A 22,651-nucleotide genomic window follows, 5' to 3' on the forward strand; every position below is an offset into this window, starting at 1 on the left:
ATTTTTCAAGATATAATCCCTATCAAAAACCTTATAAGGGGGCTTGATTGCTTCGAGATAACTTATTGGCATTTGTTATTTTTGCAATTTGTAGCGTTGGATTTTTCGTTTGGGGCTATCAGTACATCCCGACAAATAACTACTTTTTATTCTTGATCGCCGGCATGTTTGGTCTTTTTATGGCGTTTAATATCGGCGGAAATGACGTTGCAAACAGCTTTGGCACAAGTGTTGGCGCTAAGACTCTTACGCTTAAGCAAGCTCTCATCATCGCCGCTATTTTTGAACTTAGTGGTGCGATATTTGCAGGATCAGAGGTTACAAATACGATTAGAAATGAGATCGTGAAATTTCCAAGCGACCTAAATCCGATGAAATTTGTCATCATTATGATCTCAGCCCTTCTTAGCTCAGGCCTTTGGCTATTTTACGCATCCAAAAAAGGTCTACCAGTCTCGACCACTCACTCGATCGTTGGCGGCATCGTTGGCGCGGGACTTGCTATGGGCTTTATGATAAAAGATCCAGAACCATTTAGCATGGTCTCATGGGGTGAGATTGGCAGGATTGCCGTTAGTTGGGTCATTTCGCCACTGCTTGGCGGCGTGATGTCTTACATAATATTTGGCTACGTAAAAAGTAAGATTATTGAGCCAACACATGAACTTAAAATGAATCTAAAAGCTCTAAAAGCTGAGCGAAAAGCTTATAAAGAAAGCTTCATAAAAGCACTAAAAACAAAGCCGGCCGAGGAGCAAATAGCCACTCTTTCAAAGATCGCAGTTATCGATGAGGACGAGATCGAAACAACTGAATACAGCGAGTACCGCTCAAAAATTCGCATCATGAAAGATGGTGAAAAAGAGATAGATACTTTTAAAGCTATGAAAAAGCACATCCCGATCATTGCTGGATTTGCCGCGATGGTGATCTCGTCAATGATGCTTTTTAAAGGGCTTGAGCATATAAATTTAGCCTTTAGCATCATCCAAACCGTCTGGATCATCTTCGTCATCGGTGCTCTAGCGTATCTTGCAAGCCTTGCTATTATAAACGTCATGAGCAAAAACGATAGCGAAAAGAGCATCAATAGAATTTTTTCATGGTTTCAAATTTTTACTGCCTCGTCTTTTGCGTTTTCACACGGCGCAAATGACATCGCAAATGCAGTTGGACCATTTGCAGCCGTGCTTGATGTGCTAAAGACTGGCTCTATAAACGAAAGCTCACCCATACCAAGCATCGCAATGGTAACCTTTGGAATTTCGCTTGTCGTTGGACTTTGGTTTTTAGGCAAAGAGGTGATCACCACTATCGGCTCAAAACTAGCTGAAATTTTACCTACAACTGGCTTTAGCGCCGAGCTTGCCTCAAGTATCGTCATACTTCTAGCCACAAAGCTTGGCATACCAGTTAGCTCGACGCATATCCTAATAGGCGCAGTTTTAGGTATCGGTATCGTAAATAAAAATGCAAACTGGAAAATGGTAAGACCAATCATACTAGCTTGGCTCATTACGCTTCCAGCAGCTGCTATCTCATCAGCTATATTTTATTTTGCCCTTGCTAAATTTTTAGGCGTTTAGGCATATTTTTGGATTGCAAAATCGCCCTATTTCTAGATATTTTTTGTATAAATTTATATGAAAGCTTGGCAAGTTGATCCAACCTGCCAAGTAAATTTGAAGTTATTTTTTCTTAATAATGATCTTCTCGCTATCGCTATCAATGGTGATCTCATCGCCACTTTCAAGCTCATCTTTTAAGATCATATCAGCGATCTTGTCTTCAACTAGCTCATAAAGCGCTCTTCTAAGAGGTCTTGCGCCATAAACTATGTCAAAGCCAGCTTTTGCAATAAATTTCTTAGCCTCTTCGCTTAAAACTGCCTTGATACCGCGGTTGTGAAGAGTTTTTTCAAGCTCTTTAAACATGATCTCTACGATAGATATTAAGCCTTGCTCATTTAGAGGATTAAAGATGATGGTATCATCAAGCCTATTTAAAAACTCAGGTTTAAAGTAGTTTTTAAGCTCATTTTTAACAGCTACATCGCGGTCTTCGCCCTTTAGCTCCATTATAAAATTTGAAGCGATGTTTGAAGTTAAAATAATGATAGTGTTTTTAAAATCAACCGTTACGCCTTTGTTATCAGTCGCACGCCCGTCATCTAAAATTCCCAAAAGTATGTTAAATACATCTTTGTGAGCCTTTTCAACCTCGTCAAAAAGTATGACCGAGTAAGGTCTTCTGCGAACTGCTTCTGTTAGCTGACCGCCTTCATCGTAGCCTACATATCCTGGAGGCGCACCAAGAAGCCTGCTCACGCTATGTTTTTCCATATATTCGCTCATATCAAAGCGGATGAGCGCCTTTTCATCATCAAATAAAAATTTAGCCAAAGCCTTAGCAGACTGAGTTTTACCAACCCCTGTTGGACCAAGAAATAAAAACGAACCAATCGGTCTTTGACCCTCATTTAGTCCAGCTTTGTTTCTCTTAACAGCACGTGCGAGTGCGTGTAGTGCGTCATCTTGACCGACAACGCTCTCTCTTAGATGCTCTTCGATGCGCAGATACTTCTCTTTTTCGCTTGTTAGCATCTTCTTGACTGAAATTCCAGTCCATTTGCTCAAAATTTCAGCTACAAGCTCTTCATCGACTTGATTTTTAAGAAGCACACCCTCTTTTTTCATGCTCTCCCATTTTTCTTCAAGCTCGTGTTTGTGCTTTTTAGCGTCAGCTATCTTGCCGTATTCTATCTCGGCAGCCTTTTGAAGATCACCATTTCTTTTTGCTATTTCAGCTTGTGATTTTAGGCTATCGATCTCTTTTGTTGCTTTTGAAATTCCGCCAAAAACGGCCTTTTCGTTTTCAAATTTAGTATCAAGCGCTAGCTTTTTCTCGTTTAGGTCAGCTATCTCTTTTTCGATCTCGCCAAGTCTTTCTTTATTTTTATCCGCATCCTCCATCTTTAGAGCTTCTTTTTCTACTTGAAGCGTTACGATCTCGCGTTTTATCTTTGAAAGCTCATATGGTTCGCTTTCTATTTGCATCTTAAGCTCAGCTGCTGCCTCATCTATAAGATCTATCGCCTTATCTGGCAAGAAGCGGTTTGCGATGTAGCGGTCACTTAGCCTTGCAGCGGCAACTAGTGCACTATCTGTTATCGTGATACCATGGTGAACTTCAAGACGCTCTTTTATACCACGTAAAATTTGAAGCGCCTCATTTACACTTGGCTCTTTAACGTCTATTGGTTGAAAACGCCTTTGAAGTGCTGCATCTTTTTCAAAGTATTTTCTATACTCTTTTAATGTCGTAGCACCAACAGCGTGAAGCTCACCACGTGCAAGAGCTGGTTTTAGGATATTTGCAGCGTCCATTCCGCCCTCGCTCGCACCAGCTCCAACGATGGTGTGAATTTCATCTATAAAAAGTATGATATTGCCAGCTTTTTTAACCTCGTCAATGACAGCTTTTAGCCTATCTTCAAACTCGCCTCTATACTTTGCGCCAGCTACAACTGCGCTCATATCAAGCGCGATGACACGCTTGTTTGCAAGGCTTGTTGGTACATCACGAGCCACTATCTTTTGAGCCAAGCCCTCAACGATGGCAGTTTTACCAACGCCTGGCTCACCAAGCAAGATAGGGTTGTTTTTGCTCTTTCTTATTAAAATTTGCATCATCCTAGTGATCTCTTCATCACGGCCGATGACTGGATCAAGCTCTTTATTTAACGCTTTTTGCGTTAGATCGATACCAAATTTCTCTAAGCTATCAAGAGTATCATCACCAGTTTGGCTATCTATCTTTTTGCCGCCTCTTATGCTCTCAAGGTTCTTTTTGATCTCTAAGATATCGCAAAATTTGCTTAAAATTTGTTTGATCTCACTAAGCTCAAGAGCAGAGATGATCCATGTATCAACAGCTATGTAGCTATCGCCCATACTTACCATCAAAGCTTTTGCGTTTTCAAGCGAATTTATAAGCTCTCTTGAAACCGAAACGTTATCTTTTGTGACATTTGAGCTATTTGGAAGTGAAGAAATTTTACTTTTTACTTCAAGCTCGACAGCGTCTTTACTTACATTCATTTTATTAAACACTTGGTTTAAAATAGAATTACTATCTGCAAGTAAAGCCCAAAAAATATGAAGCGGAACAACTTGTGGGTTTTTAGAAAATATCGCTAAGCTAATACCTTTTTCAAGAGTTTCTTGCATCTGAGCTGTTAAATTTTCTGTTATATCAGCCATTAAATCTCCTTGGATTGTTTTATATGAGTAGCATTATATAACTTTAGTCTTATATTGTCAAGTATTAATATAATATTTATCACTTAATATATTTAGTTGCTAAAATTTAACATTATAAATTTGTGCTACAAACAAACAAAAAGGCAAAAATACGAGCTCAAATTTATGCTTTTTTTAGCCAAAAGCTAATAAAATTGAACCAAAAATCATAGGAGAAATTTTGAATAAATTTAGTAGATTTTTTGCACTAAAAATTACAGGTGCTTTGCTTATCTCAAGCGTAGCAGTGAATGCACTTTTTGCAAAGAGTGAAGACGAAGCAAGTGCGAAGCTTGAAGCACTTTCAAAGCTTACAAAAACAATTTCAACCGTTGAAAAATACTATGTTGATGATATTAAATTTAAAGAGATCATCGATAAAGCCATTGCTGGTTTAATGCAAAATTTAGATGCCCACTCAAGTTTTTTAAATGAAAAAGCCTACAAAGATATGCAGGTGCAAACAAGTGGAGAATTTGGTGGCCTTGGCATAACAGTTGGCATGAAAGATAGCGCACTAACCGTTATCTCACCGATAGAAGATACCCCAGCTGATAAAGCAGGTATAAAATCAGGCGACATTATCTTAAGGATAGATGGGAACTCAACTATCGGTACAACGATAGATGAAGCTGTAAATAAAATGCGCGGCAAGCCAAAAACTCCAATAACTATCACAATTTTGCGAAAAGGTGAGCAAAAACCATTTGATGTAAAGATTATAAGAGATCTAATAAAGGTTGAGTCTGTCTATGCAAAAATGATAGAAAATGACAACATTCTTTACGTGCGTGTTACAAATTTTGACAAAAATGTTGTTACAAAGGTAAAAGAAGCAATCAAAGAATATCCAAAAGCAAGTGGCATCATACTCGATCTTAGAAACAACCCTGGCGGACTTTTAAATCAAGCTGTTGATCTAGTGGATCTTTTCGTAGATAATGGCGTCATCGTCTCTCAAAAAGGTCGTGACGCATCTGAAAATGTAGAGTATAAAGCAAGTGCTAGTAAAACTCTTTCAAAACTACCACTTGTTGCACTAGTAAATGGTGGAAGTGCTAGTGCTAGCGAGATCGTAAGTGGCTCACTTCAAGATCATAAACGTGCTGTAATAATCGGTGAAAATACCTTTGGAAAAGGAAGCGTTCAAGTAATCCTACCAATAGACGATACCGAAGCATTAAGGCTAACCATCGCAAGATATTACTTACCAAGTGGCAGAACTATCCAAGCAGTTGGCGTAACACCTGATGTAGTCGTGCATCCTGGTAAAGTGCCACAAAGCGACGATAGTGCGTTTAGCATCAAAGAAAGTGAGCTAAAAGCACATCTAAAAAGCGAGCTAAACAAGATAAATCCTACAAGTGAGGGCAATAAAACTGAAGCAAAAGATGATAAAAAGATAATCGCACAAAAAAAAGTTGATGAAGATATTCAATTAAAAACGGCAATTGACACGATCAAAATTTTAAAAATAAAACAATAAATTAGAAGGAGATCTCCATGCAAAAAAGAGAGCTTATTTACGAGGGAAAAGGTAAAAAAATGTATGCCACAGACGATGCAAATCTGCTTGTGGCTGAATTTAAAGACGATCTAACAGCATTTGATGCTCAAAAAAGAGGCAACGAAGCTGGTAAAGGCGCGTTAAATAATAAAATTTCAACACAGCTTTTTAAGCTTTTGGAGAGTAAAGGCATCGTGACTGACTTAGTTGAGACTATCAGCGACACTGAGCAAGTAGTCAAAAAATGCGAGATTATTCCTCTTGAAGTTGTTGTTAGAAACATTGCAACTGGCTCACTTAGCAAAAGACTTGGCATAAAAGAAGGCACAGTTTTACCTTTTACTCTTGTTGAGTTTTACTACAAAAATGATGATTTGCACGATCCATTAGTAACCGATGAGCACTGCATCATCATGGGTCTAGTAAAAAGCGAAAAAGATCTTCAAACTCTAAGACACACAGCAAGAGAGATCAACTCTATCTTATTTAAATTCTTTGCAGAGAGAAATTTAAAACTAGTTGATTTCAAAGTCGAATTTGGTATCGACAAAGACGGCAACATCATATTAGCTGACGAGATAAGCCCTGATAGTTGCAGATTTTGGGATGCAACAACAAACGAAAAACTTGACAAAGATAGATTTAGACAAGACCTTGGTAGCGTAAAAGTAGCTTACGAAGAAGTTTTAAGAAGAATTCTTTCTTAAGGACAAAGATGAAAGCTGTCGTAAATATAGCATTAAGAAGTGGGGTCTTAGACCCTGCTGGTAAGGCAGTGGAGCATGCGCTAAATTCGCTTGGATTTAGCGGTGTTTCAAATGTCAGGATAGGCAAACAAATCGTTTTAGACATCGATGAGAGCGATAAAAACAAAGCAAAAGAGCAGCTAAAAGTGATGTGTGAAGAGCTTCTAGCAAACACCGTCATCGAAGACTACGAGATCATGCTATGAAAGTAGTGATCATACTTTTTCCCGGCACAAACTGCGAAGAAGACACAGCTCACGCATTTAAATTACTTGGATGCCAAACACAGATCATTTGGCACAAAGAAGATAAGATTGATGCTGATCTAGTCGTACTTCCAGGCGGTTTTAGCTATGGAGATTATCTAAGAACAGCTGCGATAGCTAAATTTAGCCCAGCGATGCAGGCTGTAAAAGAGCATGCAAAAAAAGGCGGCTATATCTTAGGAATTTGCAATGGTTTTCAGATGCTGCTTGAGCTTGGGCTCTTAAAGGGTGCAATGAGAAGAAATGAAAATTTAAATTTCGTTTCAAAATATCACCACCTAAAGGTAATCTCAAATAACAATAAATTCTTAGTAAATTTAGCCAAAAACGAAGTAGTAAATATCCCTATCGCTCATGGCGAGGGCAACTATTATACTGATGAAAACACTCTAAAAAGCCTTTACGACAACGATCAAGTACTACTAAAATACTGTGATGCTAAAGGCAACGAAATAAATCCTAATGGCTCGGTCGACAATATAGCTGGAATCTGCGATGAAGGCAAAAGAATATTTGGCCTCATGCCTCATCCTGAGCGTGCTTGTGAGAAAATTTTAGGTACAGATGATGGTATGAAGATGCTAAAAGGTCTAGTTTGGTAAAACATTTTCTTTTTATCTCCCTACTCATACTAAATTTATTTGCTGCAAATACCGATGAAGTAAGCGTTTTTGACATGATGGACGAAGCTAGGGAGGATAAATTTGTAAATAGCCCTACTTCAAATCCAAAAACTCAAAAACCGCCAAAAGAACAAGATTTTTCAAGAAAATTTGTATCACCACAGCCAGAGCGTATCACTCCAGAGCAGATGCGAAACATCGTGCCAACAAACGAGCCAGATATTAGCGTCCCGGACAATCAAGTATATGACAAGATCAAAGTAAAAGAGCTTCTTTTAAAAGCCACAAATGTACCAAAAAATGTTGTTATAGGAGAAATTTTTAGTGTTGAGATAGTGGCTGATACACAAAACGACTTTGAGTTTGAGTTTGAGACACAGCTTGATGAAACAAATATAAAATGGCTAAATAAGAAAAATTTTCAATGGGTAAAAAGTGAAGACAACAAATATGTAGGTACTTTTTATCTTGAGGCAACAAGCATTGATGCAAAGACTTTAAAAGTTAGCTTAACCCTAAAAAGAAATGGCGAAAACTATCAAAGCTCAAGTATAAATATCTTTTTACCAAAGCTAAAAGAGCTTAGAAGTGACGAAAACTACAACCATATCGTCGCTGACAACCTTGAGGTAAAGAAATTTAAGACAACAAAATTTGATGATATAAATAACATCATGGTCGTTGAAATTTACGGCAACAATGTCGATCTAAGCGCCTTTAATATTGAAAATAAAACGATATTAAAGCAAGGCGTAGATACGATAAATGGCGACTTTAACTCACAAAGTGCATATTATTTTGCAGTATTTAAGCCAAATAAAAAATCGCTTGACTTTAACTACTACAACCTAAAAAAGGCTAAATTTGAAAGTTTTTCTTTACCGGTGAGTGTTGAAGATGACGATGTCAGCACACAGATCGGACTAAACCCAAAACAAAGTGAATTTAGCACCTATAAAGATGTCATGATCTACTCTTGCGTGGTAATTTTTATATTATTAGCTATTTGGCGCAGAAGGCTTAGCTACTTTTTCGTAGCAACCATTTTTATAGCACTTGGAATTTATACCTACAACCCTTTTGGTAAGGCTGTTCTAAAACCAGATATTAGCGTTTCGATCTTGCCTACAAAAAACTCAACCATCTTTTACACATCCCGTAAAAATGAAAATGTAGAAATTTTAGATACAAAAGGTGACTACTCAAAAATTTTATTTGCTGATGGTAAGATTGGCTGGGTAAAAAAGGATAATCTTGTCAAAAATTAGAGCTTTATTTTTTGCTATTGAGTTTGTTATCAGCGTTGTTCTAGTCGTCTTTTTTATGTGGCTATTTAATGACAAAAATAGAGCCATAAGAAAATTTTGGGGAAGATCGCAAAGGTTTTTTGGTGGATATAAACTTGAAGTGATAGGCAATTTTAGTGATGAAGCAAATATCTTGCTCATAAACCACCAAAGTATGCTTGATATCATTGTCATCGAAGAGCTACACCCAAAAAATGTCTGCTGGATCGCAAAGGCACAGATCGGTAAAATTCCTATAATTGGTAAAATTTTAAGCTTGCCAAAAATGATAGCGGTTGAGCGTGAAAATAAACACTCACTTATAAAGCTTTTAAGCGAAGCAAAAGATAGGGTTGAAAATGGTCGCGTTTTAGCCATATTTCCCGAAGGAACTAGATCTCAAACTAATAAGCTTTTACCTTTTAAGGGCGGTGCAAAACTATTAGTTGAAAAGCTAAATTTAAAAGTTCAGCCTATCGTTATTGTAGGAAGCGATGCGATGAAAGTAAAAGAATTTAGCTTTAAAAAAGCAGACATCAAGCTCTTTTGTCTTGATATAGTCGATACTTCAAAAGACAACTGGCTAGAGGCGACTAGAGAGAGTATGCAAAAAGTCCTAGACGAAAATAGAAAATAAATTTGGCTTTGCAAATTTACAAAGCCCCTCCTGCTCTATATCATTATCTATAAAAATTTGACTTTATACTAGAAATTTTTATCAATAAATTTAAAAAGGTCTAGCGGGAGCTAGACCTAAACATATTAGCTTAAGAGGTAAGCTTTCAAGTCCTAAAGACACTAAGTTTTGAATTTAATGCATCTGTCATCTTGTTTAGATGTTCTGCTGCTGAAGCTATCTCTTCGACACTTCTAGCATTTTCAGATGAAATTTGGTTGATATTTGAGATGCCTTCCATGATTTCATTTACATTTTTGCCAGTTGCGATGTAGTCTTGCATAGTCTTATCAGACATTGCTATGGCGTTATTCATTGTCTCACTCATAACATTTATAGTTTTTTCAACGTCGCTTGCCACGTGAGTTAGCTCTTGGACCTGTTTAGAGTTGATACCCATTTGCTCACTGCTATCATTGATCGCTTGGACGATGACATTGATAGTTGCATTTATCTCAGTTAAACTCTTTTGAGTCCTCTCAGCTAGCTGTCTAACTTCATCAGCAACAACGGCAAAGCCGCGTCCATGCTCACCTGCTCTTGCAGCCTCAATAGCGGCATTAAGTGCAAGTAAATTTGTCTGATCAGCTATATCATTGATAACAATAAGGACTGATTTTACCTGCTCGGCATCACGGCTAAGCTGATCGATCTTATCAGCCATTTGATTTTCTACATTAGCAGAGTCAATAATCTGCGCTGATAGCGATCTTATAGCTTCAGTTGCCGTTTTTATATGTGTGCTAGCCTTTTGAAGGTCATCTTTGCCAGCTTGAGCTACTGCTAAAGATTCTTTCATATTTTCTTGCATTACTTTACATCTTTGATTTGTCTCTTCCACTATTTCGGTTGATTTTTCTACACGTTTGCCTGTCTGAAGAGATGTAGAACTAAGCTCATTTGCAACGGAGCTATTTTCACTTGAAAGGTGCTTTGTATCACTTATTAATATTCTTATTCTTTCAATAAAATCATTTATATCTCTACTTATTTTAGCTATCTCATCTTTACCATAAATAGGAATTTTAATTGTAAAATCAGATGTTATCGCATTTAAATTTGCTCCTAGTCTATCGATAGGATTTGCAACCATCTTCTTAAGCAAGAACATCGAAACAGCTATCAAAAGTAAGGTAACTATGATGCTTGCTATGATGAAATTTTTACTAACTACTTTTAGTGGTGTTAAAAAATCATCAGTAACAGCTGAACCTAAAACCATCCAGTCTAGTTTATCAAATGACTCAAAAGCAACTATGCAGTCAACCCCATCAATTATAATAGGCTCAATACCCTTTCCTTTTTTAACAATATTATCCATAGTAGTTTTTAATTCGCTATTTAGCTCTTGATCTGCCTTAGTTGGATGGAAGTCAAATTTACCAGTTTTAGTATTGTAAAGAGAAAAATATCCATGCTTACCAAGTTTCATCTCAGAAAAAGTCTTTTTCATATTGTTTAATCCCTCGGTAGGATCATAACCAACAAATAAAATTCCTATTACCTCGTTATTTTCAATAATAGGATCATAAATACTCATATAGTTGCGTCCAAATAAATTTACAACGCCTATATACCTCTCTTTATTCATGATATTTTTATAGGCTTGACCGTTTTTGTCAATCATCGTACCAACAGCTCTGCTACCATCAGCCTTCGTCACCGATGTACTAACTCTTAAAAAATTATCACCCGATTTTGCAAAAATGGTTGAAATTCCACCTTTTGTAGCTTTATTAAATTTATCCAGAATATCGTAGTTGTTGTTTAAAATACCATTTTGAGATATTAGATCTATCGCCTCGTATTTGTCAGTCTTACTCATCTGGTGATTAGTTGAAATTTTTCCAATCATCTCTTTAAAAACACTCATTATTAGTTCTGAGCTACTTACATTATCTTTTTCAAATAATTTAACCGTATTCATAGCAAGCTCTACATTTTGTTCTACTGTCGTGAGCACACCATCTTTTATCTCACGCTCTAAAATATTTGATGTATATACGACAAAACATGTCATAGATACCGCCAAAACCACAGCAATCGTTGCTGAAACTTTTACCAAAATGCTTCGTAAATTCATTTTGTCTCCTTTTTCTAAAAATTTTCGCCTTGATTATAGCACCATTTTAAATAAACTTTATACAAGAATGCATAATTAATAATAATTAATAAATTATCATTATTATTTTATTCATAAACTATAACTTTTTTGAAATCATTTTAAAAAATTAATTTAAAAACCTTGATAGTAATACTATCAAGGTTAAGTATATTTTTATCACTTTGTGTTATAATCTGCCAAAAATTTTAAAATAAGGAAAAGAAAAATGGCAGATAAATTTGAATTTCAAACCGAGGTCAATGACCTTTTAAATTTAATGATCCACTCTCTTTACTCAAATAAAGAGATATTTTTAAGAGAGCTCATCTCAAACTCAAATGACGCTCTTGACAAGCTAAACTACTTATGCTTGACCGATGAAAAATATAAAAACTTAAGCTACACTCCGAGGATCGACATCAAAGTAGATGAGAAAGCTAAGACTTTAACCATCAGCGACAATGGTATCGGCATGGATAAGGACGAGCTCATCGCAAATTTAGGTACCATCGCAAGAAGTGGCACAAAAGGTTTTATGAAAAATTTAAGCGGCGATGCAAAAAAGGATAGCTCGCTGATCGGTCAGTTTGGTGTTGGCTTTTACTCAGCATTTATGGTGGCAAACAAGATCGAGGTCATAAGCAAACGAGCACTTAGCGACAAAGCCTATAAATGGACATCTGATGCAAAAAGCTATGAGATCGAAGATGCTAAAAAAGATAGCTTTGGAACGGACATCATCTTGCACTTAAACGATGATGAGTTTGCAAATTCTTGGCGTATCGAAGAGATAGTCAAGAAGTATTCAAATCACATTCCTTATCCTATATTTATGGATAAACAAAGCTATGTCGCTCCAAAAGAAGGCGAAAAAGAGGGCACTTATGAGACTAAAAACGAGCAAATAAACAAGGCAAATGCGCTTTGGAGGCTAAATAAAGCTAGCCTTAAAGAGCAAGATTATAACGACTTTTATAAGCAAATTTCTCACGACAGTAGCGATCCACTCCTTTATATCCACACAAAGGCTGAGGGCAAGATCGAGTACTCAACTCTATTTTATGTGCCAAGCACCGAGCCATTTGATCTATTTAGAGTCGATTATCAAAGTGGCGTAAAGCTTTATGTAAAAAGAGTTTTCATCACAGATGATGCAAAAGAGCTTTTGCCACCATGTCTTAGATTTATCAAAGGTGTGATCGATGTTGAGGACTTGCCACTAAATGTTAGCCGTGAAATTTTACAAGAAAATGCGATCATGAGAAGCGTCAAAGAGCAAAGCGTGAAGAAAATTTTAAGCGAGCTTGCAAAGCTAAAAGATAACGACCGCGAAAAATACATAAAATTTTACAAACTATTTGGTAAGGTCTTAAAAGAAGGTCTTTATGGATTCAGTGCTGAAAAAGAGCAAATTTTGGATCTTTGTCTATTTAAAAGCTCAAAAAGAGATGGTTTAATTAGCCTAAAAGAGTACAAAGAAGCAATGAAAGATGATCAAAAGTCGATCTACTACATCAGTGGTAATAATGAAAATATGCTAAGAAATTCGCCGCTTCTTGAGAGCTTTAAGAAAAACGACATCGAAGTGCTTATTATGGATGAAGAGATCGATACGATCGTTATGCCAATGGTCAATGAATTTGACAAAACACCTCTAAAATCAGTCTCACACGCTGATATAAATGACGAGATCAAAAGCAATGAGAAGGTCGATGAGAGCAAGGTTGCAAATACGCTTGTTAAAATGAAAGAAATTTTAAAAGATGAAGTTAAAGACGTAAAACTTAGCTCAAGACTCTCAAGCTCAGCTGCTGTGCTAATTTATGATAAAAACGATCCTGATTACGCTATGCAAGAGATGCTAAAACAAATGGGACAAGGTGCAAATGCTCCAAAGGTTAAGCCGATCTTAGAGATCAATGCTGACCATGAAATTTTTGCAAAACTAGAAAAAAACGAGGCTATGATTTACGACATCGCACCTTTACTTCTTGATATGGCAAGGTTAAATGAAGGCATGAGCCTAGAAAATCCAGCTAAATTTTCAGAGCTACTAACGAAAGTTATGCTAAAAGCTATCTAAATTTATAAAGCCCGAAAGAAATTTTGGGCTTTACTCTACATGTACAAATTAAAAATTTCTATAATAGATCGACCTGTACACCATCTTGGATCTCAAGAAAAACAGTGTGTCTTGTGTTTATTGTATTTCCATTGATGGTTTCTTGGCGATTAAATGTCGCTTTATAGACTTGATTTACTGCGTCACCCTCACTTGTAACATCTACTTTGTTATACATGTCACCGACAACACTATGTTTTCTATTTAGCATAGCAACATCAGCTTTTGTAGCTTTTACAAAGTCATGCGTGAGTTGCACTAAGTCTTTACCGTCGCCTATGACTTTTAGCACTGTATTTACACTCTCACTAGCCGCACTATTACTTGCATCCCTTGTGTTTCTGCTATCAATAATATCAAAGACACCATCTGGACTAAATTTTATAGATACTGCTTGATCAGCACTACCTAGCTGGATCTTTTCAAAGTTATTTATCTTTTTAACGTTATCTAAATTTGAAAAATCCACATCATCAACGACTATCAGAGTATCCACGCCACCTCTACCATCTATCGCCCTACCCTTACTATAAACAAAGGCATCATCTAGGTTACCACCTTTTATATCGCCCTCTTGTCTTAGGTATACTGGGTCGCCAAAATTTGACTCGCCGTATTTACTAGCATCACTTAGCTCGTAAGAATTTGTAGTCCCTATCTTTTTTAGATGTCCATTTTGAATAAGTGCTTCAACATAATTATTACTAAAAAGATGCGTGCCGCTACCTTGTGCTCCAACTAGCATAGATGAAGGATATGGATCTTGGGAGCCATAAGTATTTGCCACACTTTTTGGAAGCATATATAAAGATAAGTTCATCTCACCGGTTCCGTCCATATACTCCATGTCAAATTTATAAAAACCAGCTTTATCAAATGTAAAATCCCTACTCCACCACTGGCCATTTTTACCATATGATGCTTCTGTTGATGGGTTTATATAAGTTGTTGCGCTTCCAAATTTTTGTGTCGTTCCATTTATAGTAAGCTCTGCATAGTTATGTAAGTCTGCTGCTCTCACAGAATATATTCCAGGTGCGCTTACATATATCCAGCCATTCATCTTCATAACAAGATCAGATCCAACAGGATTTGACTCGCCAAGGGTATAGTTGCCGGGTCTACCTTTTAAAACTCCATTTGCAAAGCCTATATTATCACCAGTGCCAGCAGCAGTATCGACGCCATTTCTAAATTTCTTTGGTGCATATGGATTAGACGCATCATATAAGGCACTATCTCCATGTCTACCAACTCTAGCTAGGTCCTCCGCATGCATATTTCCTTGATTAGACAAAGTCTTATAGTGCGTTCCTGAAGCAAACTGCACAACATCGTAGGTGGTAGAGGCACTTGGAGAATAAATTTCCATATAGTCTTTATAAATAGGCTTGCCGCCTTGCGTACTATAAACACCAGAATTGTTACCAACTCTAGCTCTCCATGACGGATCTACGTAGTTATAAAACCACATATCAGCATCAAGACCGCTGTTGCCAATAAATGTAACAGTACTAATAGATACGTTTCCTGCGGCGTCAGAATTTTTTATCATAAAATTTGCCCCAGTGCTATTGGCTGATAGGGCAAAATTTTCAGAATAGCTATGTGTATTATCAAGAGACGAGCTTTTGTGAACAGAATTTAGTAAATCATAAAGATCAACTTTATTTATGGTATTTTTATTAAGAGTGTTGTTGCCATTTGAGTCGGTTCCGATACTGCCTGAAATATCTACACTAGTAACATTAGATGTGGCATTTGGTGTGCCTATCGCATCTGGAGTAGCATCAAGATCGACTCGAACCAAGAGATCATCATCTTTTGTTTCATCGCTTTTTAAAACAGTCGCTCTAATATTTGAGTATCTTTCATTTAGCTTTATCCCAAGTGCTTCAAAGTCCATATTTACACGCTTGTCCACACCTACAACTAGATCTATATAGTTTTGTCCGTTTGGTAAAATTTTAGCATTACCAAGATCATCTTCAAGAGCCAAGCGAAGTTTTGTTCCAGGAGCACGGTCTACACCAAAGACTATATTTGGCTGCTCATCGTTAGTAAGCGAAATATTGTACTCTTTTATAGTTTTGCTATCATTATCAAAGTTATTTTTTTGAATAACTTTTTCATTGTCTCCTGCTCTTAGGTATTTTGCGATATTTATAACTCCTCCATCTATCTGCGTAGCAAGCTTTACATCATCAATGTACTCTAAAATTCCAAAGTCAAATAATCTACCACGGATACCATCAGTCGTTGTAGCCTCGCCAGGTGTTGTAATAGTCGCTCTAACCGGCGTAGAATGATCCATAGAAATAGGAACGTCTGGTATGCTAAATTTACCACCAGCTATTGGAAGTGGTGCTGAGCCATCACTTGGCACGGCTGTTAGCCCGTCATCGCTTATTGTATACCTAACGGTTGTAGTCACAGATGGTATGGTAGGAGTCGAGATCGTGACGTTTATATTGCTTCCTGGTTTTGTATTGTTAGGCAGGTAAATATCAAGATCACTTTGGGTTGACGGCGAGCCTGAAGGAGTTGTGATACTATCTATTAGCCCATCACCATCATTATCCCTTGCAAACTGCACCTTTATGCTATTATCTAGAGTTATCTTATCTGTGACGGGGGCCGCTTTGTTGCCAGCTTTGTCAGTAAATGTATTTGTAAAATTTGTAGTAAGCCCATAAAGTCTTGTGGTGGTCTCTATCGTACCATTATTTACGCTAATAGGCACGCCATCATCTCTTGTCGCACTATATACACCAGATGCGTTTTGAGAAATTTTAATAGTAATCTTATCTGTTTTGCCGTCGCTTCCTGCGATACCTATCTCAAATTTATCACCATCTCTTGTATCATTTGGAATTTTTATCTTTATAGATGTTTTTACGCCATCAGGACTAAAACCACTCTCCTTACTAGTTAGAATGCCGTCTTTATCGCCATCTTTTGCAAACTGTACATGTGGGGATTTAATAGGTGCAACTGTATCGCTTGAAATTTCACTCACGCTTGAAGCTTTTGGGGTGCCAGTCGTGCCATCAATGATCGTCGTACTTAGCCTTTTTATGCTTGGATCGCTCGAGTTTGTTGGATCAGTGATTGTGATCTTGCCATTTTCGATAGGAATGATCTCTGTACCACCATCAAGTGTAGCACTAAGTCCGTCAGGTGCGATAGTATATGTCTTTGTCACACTTGTTGGCGTGCTAGCTGGATCATCAACTTTTATACGGATCTTATCGCCAACTACGGCATTGTTTGGTATATAAATATCTATCGATAAGGCCGTACCACCACTTTTTGTAAGCTCCGCTAAATTTATAATCCCATCTTTATTATCATCAAGAGTAAAAACAGCGATTAGATCGTTGTTGTTTGCTATGGTTATGGTTTCAGTTGCACCTGGATTGCCCGACTTGCTTATCATTTGAATATTTACATTTGTTGGAGTTGAAGATGAAATTTTAACCGCATTTGCTACGTTAAAACCGATATTTCCGCCACTCTCGCTTGTAAGCGGATAGCTCTCACCACTCTCTTTATCTATAAGCGTGTTTTGTGATGTTTTAACCAGCACTTTTTCATGTAAAGTTCCGTCAGGATCGGTAGTCGTTAGCTTTATCCTATCGCCTATTTTCATATTTGGCGACAAGATGATCTTGGCATCATCACTTGGTGCACTAACTGCTGGATTAAAGCTATTTTCGCTTGCGTCTATGACACCATCGCCGTTTAAATCTTTTCCCAAAACGACCTTTTTGAAGCCAAGAGTCGGAGTGATTGTATCAACACTTGCAGCTACCTTTGCCACAGATGAGCTAGTACCATTTTCCAGAGTGATACTAGAATTTACACTAAATGTAGCATTTGGAGTGACAGCGACACTTGGAATGATAAATTCTTTTTGCTCTGGGTTTGTGGCATTTGACGAAATAGGTAAAATTTCACTTGGATTATTTATATTTATCACGCTTGTGCCAGCTTGATCAACCTTATAAACAAGCATGGTCTTTACACCGTTATTTACGACTTCCAATGTCACTTTGTCGTTTGGTTTAAAATCATTATTAAAAGTAACCGCCATGCCAGTATGATTTGCATCGCCGCCTGCTTCTGCAATATTTATATAGCCGTCGCCATCAATGTCTTTTAAAATTCTAACACTTGGTGCCGCAATAACCGGAGCACTCTCTTTTTGCTCTACCGCTGATGCTCCACCGATAGAACCAAGCGGTAGCACTGACTCTTTTGATAAAACAGGTAACATCAATGCACCACCGTTAACACTAATAATATTTGAGATATGACCTTGCATATCAAAGTTTAAACCATTTATGCTTGCGAAACTACTGCTGTGGCTCGAGCCATGAGAACTATGGCTTGCGTTGTGAGAGTTATCATCTTCGCCTTTGTTTTTTGTTTCTTCATTCTCACTAAGAAATTTTCTCTTATCTTCTTCTATCTGTGCTTCGCTACCTTGCGTGTTAAAATTTACCTTTGATAGCTCTTTTGTGATGATAATAGTTTGAGGCTCAAGTAGCGTGATAGGCGAAGCGTGATAGAAATTTATAACGACTGTATCACCGCTGCTTTGTGTTATGATCTCGTCGCCTAAAAATATCTCATCTCCCTGTTTTAGTGCGATCAACTTTCCATTGCGTTTTACAAATACTTTTCCACTTATTTTTGCGACTATACCAACGTTTTGCATATTTAGTCCTTTAAATTTAATAATCAATCCATTTAAAATTTCACGCGATTATAGCTAAAAAATATTTTATATAAATAAAAGAATTTACATAATAAATTTTATTATTTTTGACCCATTTTTATATTAAAAAATAAATTAAAATTTTTATAAAATGCCAAATTTGCTTTGTTTGTAATAGAAAAATAAATTTTAAGAATTTCCCACGCCAAAAGACGTGGGATAAAAATTTACGCTATTTTGGTAGCGTCGATGATGTTTAGATCAAGTCCTAGATCTTCAACAGATAGTCCAAGTGCAAGACCTACAAGCTGAGATAGGTGGATGATAGGTTTTCTCACGTTTGAGTGGTTCTCATCTTGATATCTCTCTTGGTAGATGTCAAGCTGCATTTGACAAAGTGGGCATGGTGTGACAACTACGTCAGCGCCGTTTTCATCGGCATTATTTACGATTTGGCTTGACATTTTTCTTACAGATGTGCCAGCTGGATAACTAGCGTGGAAACCACAGCAGTCAAGTCTTTTCTCAAATGGCACAATAGTAGCACCAAGTGCGCCTACAACAGTTTCAAAGCTCTTTGGATTGACCGAGCTTTCCCTGTTGTGCAGATCTTTTTCAGGTCTTAGGCTATGGCAGCCGTAAAATAGCGCTACTTTTAGCCCACTAAGTGGCTTAACAACCTTTGCTCTTAGTGTTTCTACGTTTTGATAAAGCACCCAAAGAAGGCTTGTGATCTCGGTTGAGCCATTATATTTCATATTGCCCTCAGCTAAGAAAGTATTTATACGATCCTTTGCGCCCTTATCAAGCGTGCTTTTTGCTCTTGTTAGAGTTAGCATACAGGTCGAGCATGTCGTAAGCATCGGCATATTCATCTGCTCTGCAAGTGCTATGTTTCTAGCATTTGCCACAAGCGTAGCGATAGGATCCACGTCTTGTGCTTGTTGGGCACCACAGCAGCTCCAGCCCTTTATCTCGTGAAGCTTCCAGCCAAGTATCGGAGCGATAGCCTCAAGCGACATCTTAGCCTCTTTAGCTGCTTGAGAGAGTACGCATCCTGGGAAAAAAGCGAATTCGTTTTGCATAATTACTCCTTACTAGCAGCTTTGCGAGCCGCATTTATCATTTTTACTAGATCATCATGACCTTCTATGTCCTCTTCGCCGAAAATATGAAGCGGATTCATCTTGCCTGCAAGCATTAAATTTGCAGCGATATCCATTTTGCCCATATTTTTAAACACTCCCTCAGAGCGAAGCGCAAGCTTGATCTCATTTAGTCTGCCTGAGCCATCAACTAGATCGGTTAAGAATGCCTCAGCGTGATCTGGTCCCATGCCATCATCAAAACCTTTTTGTATAGCCATAATGCGAAGATCAGTTATATCTTTGCATGCGCTTATACCTTTTGGACAGCGATCAGCGCACTCTTGGCACTTTACACACATCCAAAGGCCATTATCTATAGCTGGCTTTAAGTGCGGCATAGGATCTTTACTACGTGAGTCAAATGCAGCTCTATAAGCATGCACAAATACAAATGGCTGCATATAATCACTCGCATCAGCTTCAAGTTTATTACACTCGCTAGCACAGGCTCCGCAAAGTATGCAGTCCCATTCAAGCGCTACTTTTTCATACTCTTTTTGACTTTGTTTACAGCCTTTTTCAGCGCTAAATTCTGACTTAGCAGTGATGCTAGGCCTAATCTTGCGTAAATTTTCGATACTTGGCTCCCAATCAACCATAAGATCAGATATAACCCTGAAATTTCCAAGTGGAGAAATTCTTATGCTCTCTGGATTGTCATACTCAGCCAAAAGCTCATTCATCTTTGTATCACAGGCTAGATATGAGTGACCATTTACTCTAACAGCGCACGCTCCACATATCGCCGAGCGGCAAGATGCTGTGAAATTTAACGTCGCATCCTTTTTTTGTTTGATATCAAGAAGCACTGTTAAAAGAGTTTTGCCTTTGATCTCTTCATTTGTTAGCTCATAAGTTGATTCATATTTTTTAGTTCCGTCAAAGCGGTCGATAATAATTTTCATCCTAGCTCCTTATTCTGGCTTCTTGCCGTCAAGTGAAAATATGCCTGTCACAACGTCTTTGTAGCTAAGTTCAAGCTTGCCGTCTTTTAGTGTGACTATGCTGTGTTTTAAGAAATTTACATCATCTCTTTTTGGATAGTCCTCTCTTGTGTGAGCGCCACGGCTCTCAAGACGATTTTGCGCTGCAAGACATGCTGCACGAGAAAGAAGTATAAGGTTGCCAAGCTCGACATAGTCGGTAAATGCTGTGTTCATGACTGGATTTTGATTTGGCACTTTGATGGTGTCATATTTTGCTTGGATGGCTTCTAGGTTTTTAGAAAGCTGATCTAATTTTGTACCAGTTCTAAAGATACCCATTAGATCCCAGTTATTTTTACCAAGCTCCTCGCGAAGCGCGTACATGTCGTTCACGCCACCCTCGCCTGTTGCTATGGCTTTAAATTTATCCTGCCACATTTTAGCTAGCTCTGAAGTCTTTTTGCCACTTGCAAATTTAGCATCTTTTGCGTATGCGCCAGCACCTTTACCAGCTAGATCGCCAGTGACCACTGCATCAGTTAGGCTGTTGCCGCCAAGGCGGTTTGCACCGTGGATAGATACGCATGAGGCCTCGCCGCCTACATAAATTCCAGGAATTTTCGTGCTCATATCGTCAAATTTAGCCACTTCGACACCGCCCATTGAGTAATGAGCTGTCGGACGGATAGGCACTGGTTGCTCGATTAGATCGATATTTTGGAAAAGCATGGCTGTGTGGCGAATTTTTGGAAGTTTTTTCATAATAGTATCTTTGCCAAGGTGGCGAACGTCACAAAGCACGTAAGCGCTCATACCCTCGCCAAAGCCTCTGCCTTCACGAATTTCTGTCTCAATCGCACGAGCGACGACGTCACGAGGAGCTAGCTCCATCTTTTCGTGATAGTTTTTCATAAAACGCTCGCCCTTGTTATTTAATAAGTATCCACCCTCGCCACGAGCTGCTTCAGTGATTAGTGTACCACCATTTTGGACGCCAGTTGGGTGAAACTGAATCATCTCAGGGTCTTCAAAACCAAGACCTGCTTTAAGCGCAGCAGCGATGCCATCACCAGTTGCTATAAATGGAACTGATGTACGGTTATAAAAAATTCTAGTGTATCCACCAGTTGCGATGATAAGAGATTTGCATAGAACTGGGTAAATTTGACCATCTTGGATGTTTCGAAGAACGACGCCTTCAACCTTGCCATCCTCAAGACCGATCTCAAGTAGCTCATGATCCATTAGAAATTTAACGCCAGCTGTGATAGCGTCGTCAAGACAGGCGTGCATCAAAACGTGACCAGTTTTATCAGCCGCGTAGTTACAGCGTTTTTTACTAGCGCCACCCATAAAGCGAAACGCAACATCGCCATTATCTTTACGAGATACGTCGCCATTATCTATACGAGAAAAGAGCATACCGTTGTGATCTAGTTCATGGATGACCGCGCCTGCTGCCTCACAAAATTTCACTACCGCATCTTGGTCAGCAAGATAGGCCGCACCTTTTACAGTGTCGTAGGCGTGAAGCTTAAAGCTGTCTCCATTGCTAAAGTCGGTAACCCCATTTATGCCGCCCTCTGCCATACAGGTTGCGTTGCGAGATGGCATCATTTTTGTAGCAACAACGACGGTTGAGTTTGGATATTGCTTGCGAACGGCTGTTGCTGCACGAAGTCCAGCACCGCCAGAGCCGATTATTAGCACATCAACAGATGGTAAGCCATTTTCATTACCTTTTGGCAACTCACCCGCAAAAACATTTGTTGCACCAGCAGTAGTAGCTAACGCACCTACGCTAATACAGGCACTTTGCAGAAATTCTCTTCTGGTAAATTTTTCACTCATTGATAACTTCCTATCTTAGTAAATTTTTAGCATTTAAAACGCACCGCCAGTTCATTTCTTAATATTTTTTAAAACAACTATATTAATTAAATAATTAATAATGAAACATTACATTAAATTTACTTAAAAGAAACATAAAGATTTATTTTAGATTAAGAAATGAGAGCTGATATTAAAATCAAAAAAGATAAAATGGGCTTTTTGAGGTAGTTTATATAAATTTAGCGGTAGAAATTTTATAAAATATATAAAAATTTCTACCGATTTGAAGTTTATTTTTATTTTTGATTTTTTAAGCTTTAGAGGCTCTTTTTTAGGATATTAGAAAGATAAATTTACTTTTATACTTAAATAAATATATTAAATATAATA

At 37.9% G+C, this 22,651-nt stretch carries 13 protein-coding genes and 2 pseudogenes; 8 read left to right on the forward strand and 7 right to left on the reverse strand.

The features are described 5' to 3' along the window. The first annotated feature begins 47 nt into the window (after positions 1-47). Positions 48-1,586: an inorganic phosphate transporter gene (locus CCON33237_RS04930; protein ID WP_054196648.1), complete on the forward strand. Its 1,539-nt coding sequence runs from the start codon at positions 48-50 to the stop codon at positions 1,584-1,586. Between the two features lie 102 nt (positions 1,587-1,688). Here the strand turns inward: CCON33237_RS04930 and CCON33237_RS04935 are convergent, their stop codons facing one another. Continuing rightward, the gene (locus CCON33237_RS04935) at positions 1,689-4,262 is read right to left on the reverse strand and encodes an ATP-dependent Clp protease ATP-binding subunit (RefSeq protein ID WP_054196649.1); all 2,574 of its coding nucleotides are present in this window, start codon (positions 4,260-4,262) and stop codon (positions 1,689-1,691) included. 208 nt (positions 4,263-4,470) lie between these two features. On the opposite strand from CCON33237_RS04935, the gene CCON33237_RS04940 reads away from it, so the two are divergent. Genes CCON33237_RS04940 through CCON33237_RS04965 form a run of 6 tightly spaced genes read left to right on the forward strand, consistent with a single transcriptional unit; the run spans position 4,471 to position 9,366 of the window. Beyond that, positions 4,471-5,787: a S41 family peptidase gene (locus CCON33237_RS04940; protein WP_390622043.1), complete on the forward strand. Its 1,317-nt coding sequence runs from the start codon at positions 4,471-4,473 to the stop codon at positions 5,785-5,787. 17 nt (positions 5,788-5,804) lie between these two features. Further along, positions 5,805-6,515: a phosphoribosylaminoimidazolesuccinocarboxamide synthase gene (gene purC, locus CCON33237_RS04945; RefSeq protein ID WP_054196651.1), complete on the forward strand. Its 711-nt coding sequence runs from the start codon at positions 5,805-5,807 to the stop codon at positions 6,513-6,515. Positions 6,516-6,523: 8 nt separating this feature from the next. Next, positions 6,524-6,760 (forward strand): phosphoribosylformylglycinamidine synthase subunit PurS, encoded by a 237-nt coding sequence (gene purS / locus CCON33237_RS04950; protein WP_054196652.1) that lies wholly within the window; start codon positions 6,524-6,526, stop codon positions 6,758-6,760. After that, positions 6,757-7,422 (forward strand): phosphoribosylformylglycinamidine synthase I, encoded by a 666-nt coding sequence (purQ, locus tag CCON33237_RS04955; protein WP_054196653.1) that lies wholly within the window; start codon positions 6,757-6,759, stop codon positions 7,420-7,422. The genes purS and purQ overlap by 4 nt, the downstream gene beginning before the upstream one ends. Continuing rightward, the gene (locus CCON33237_RS04960) at positions 7,416-8,711 is read left to right on the forward strand and encodes an SH3 domain-containing protein (protein WP_054196654.1); all 1,296 of its coding nucleotides are present in this window, start codon (positions 7,416-7,418) and stop codon (positions 8,709-8,711) included. Before purQ ends, CCON33237_RS04960 begins: the two co-directional genes overlap by 7 nt. Beyond that, complete coding sequence (locus tag CCON33237_RS04965) at positions 8,692-9,366, forward strand: lysophospholipid acyltransferase family protein (protein ID WP_054196655.1); 675 nt, start codon at positions 8,692-8,694, stop codon at positions 9,364-9,366. Before CCON33237_RS04960 ends, CCON33237_RS04965 begins: the two co-directional genes overlap by 20 nt. 145 nt (positions 9,367-9,511) lie before the next feature. Here the strand turns inward: CCON33237_RS04965 and CCON33237_RS10105 are convergent. Both CCON33237_RS10105 and CCON33237_RS10110 read right to left on the reverse strand, forming a co-directional pair. Then, positions 9,512-10,564: pseudogene (locus CCON33237_RS10105) on the reverse strand (methyl-accepting chemotaxis protein); the annotation flags it as partial. A 27-nt stretch (positions 10,565-10,591) separates the two neighbouring features. Beyond that, positions 10,592-11,488: pseudogene (locus tag CCON33237_RS10110) on the reverse strand (Cache 3/Cache 2 fusion domain-containing protein); the annotation flags it as partial. Positions 11,489-11,735: 247 nt separating this feature from the next. Here CCON33237_RS10110 and htpG point away from each other — a divergent pair. Beyond that, positions 11,736-13,592: a molecular chaperone HtpG gene (gene htpG, locus CCON33237_RS04975; RefSeq protein WP_054196656.1), complete on the forward strand. Its 1,857-nt coding sequence runs from the start codon at positions 11,736-11,738 to the stop codon at positions 13,590-13,592. Positions 13,593-13,650: 58 nt separating this feature from the next. Here htpG and CCON33237_RS04980 read toward each other — a convergent pair whose 3' ends face one another. The 4 genes from CCON33237_RS04980 to sdhA form a co-directional block, all read right to left on the reverse strand. Continuing rightward, a complete protein-coding gene (locus tag CCON33237_RS04980; protein WP_054196657.1) occupies positions 13,651-18,354 on the reverse strand; it encodes a hypothetical protein in 4,704 nt (1,567 codons plus the stop codon). Between the two features lie 227 nt (positions 18,355-18,581). After that, positions 18,582-19,439: an 8-methylmenaquinol:fumarate reductase membrane anchor subunit gene (gene sdhE, locus CCON33237_RS04985; RefSeq protein ID WP_054196658.1), complete on the reverse strand. Its 858-nt coding sequence runs from the start codon at positions 19,437-19,439 to the stop codon at positions 18,582-18,584. Positions 19,440-19,441: 2 nt separating this feature from the next. Then, complete coding sequence (gene sdhB, locus CCON33237_RS04990) at positions 19,442-20,407, reverse strand: 8-methylmenaquinol:fumarate reductase iron-sulfur subunit (RefSeq protein ID WP_054196659.1); 966 nt, start codon at positions 20,405-20,407, stop codon at positions 19,442-19,444. Positions 20,408-20,416: 9 nt separating this feature from the next. Continuing rightward, the gene (gene sdhA / locus CCON33237_RS04995) at positions 20,417-22,279 is read right to left on the reverse strand and encodes an 8-methylmenaquinol:fumarate reductase flavoprotein subunit (protein ID WP_054196660.1); all 1,863 of its coding nucleotides are present in this window, start codon (positions 22,277-22,279) and stop codon (positions 20,417-20,419) included. Positions 22,280-22,651: the final 372 nt, after the last annotated feature.

This window comes from Campylobacter concisus (assembly GCF_001298465.1).
GTDB classification, from domain to species: Bacteria; Campylobacterota; Campylobacteria; order Campylobacterales; family Campylobacteraceae; genus Campylobacter_A; species Campylobacter_A concisus.

Excerpts from the sequence above, each read along its gene's own strand:
- sdhB (WP_054196659.1), bottom strand. The coding sequence starts at position 20,407 with ATGAAAATTATTATCGACCGCTTTGACGGAACTAAAAAATATGAATCA.
- purQ (WP_054196653.1), top strand. The coding sequence starts at position 6,757 with ATGAAAGTAGTGATCATACTTTTTCCCGGCACAAACTGCGAAGAAGAC.
- sdhE (WP_054196658.1), bottom strand. The coding sequence starts at position 19,439 with ATGCAAAACGAATTCGCTTTTTTCCCAGGATGCGTACTCTCTCAAGCA.
- purC (WP_054196651.1), top strand. The coding sequence starts at position 5,805 with ATGCAAAAAAGAGAGCTTATTTACGAGGGAAAAGGTAAAAAAATGTAT.
- CCON33237_RS04980 (WP_054196657.1), bottom strand. The coding sequence starts at position 18,354 with ATGCAAAACGTTGGTATAGTCGCAAAAATAAGTGGAAAAGTATTTGTA.
- CCON33237_RS04935 (WP_054196649.1), bottom strand. The coding sequence starts at position 4,262 with ATGGCTGATATAACAGAAAATTTAACAGCTCAGATGCAAGAAACTCTT.
- purS (WP_054196652.1), top strand. The coding sequence starts at position 6,524 with ATGAAAGCTGTCGTAAATATAGCATTAAGAAGTGGGGTCTTAGACCCT.
- htpG (WP_054196656.1), top strand. The coding sequence starts at position 11,736 with ATGGCAGATAAATTTGAATTTCAAACCGAGGTCAATGACCTTTTAAAT.
- sdhA (WP_054196660.1), bottom strand. The coding sequence starts at position 22,279 with ATGAGTGAAAAATTTACCAGAAGAGAATTTCTGCAAAGTGCCTGTATT.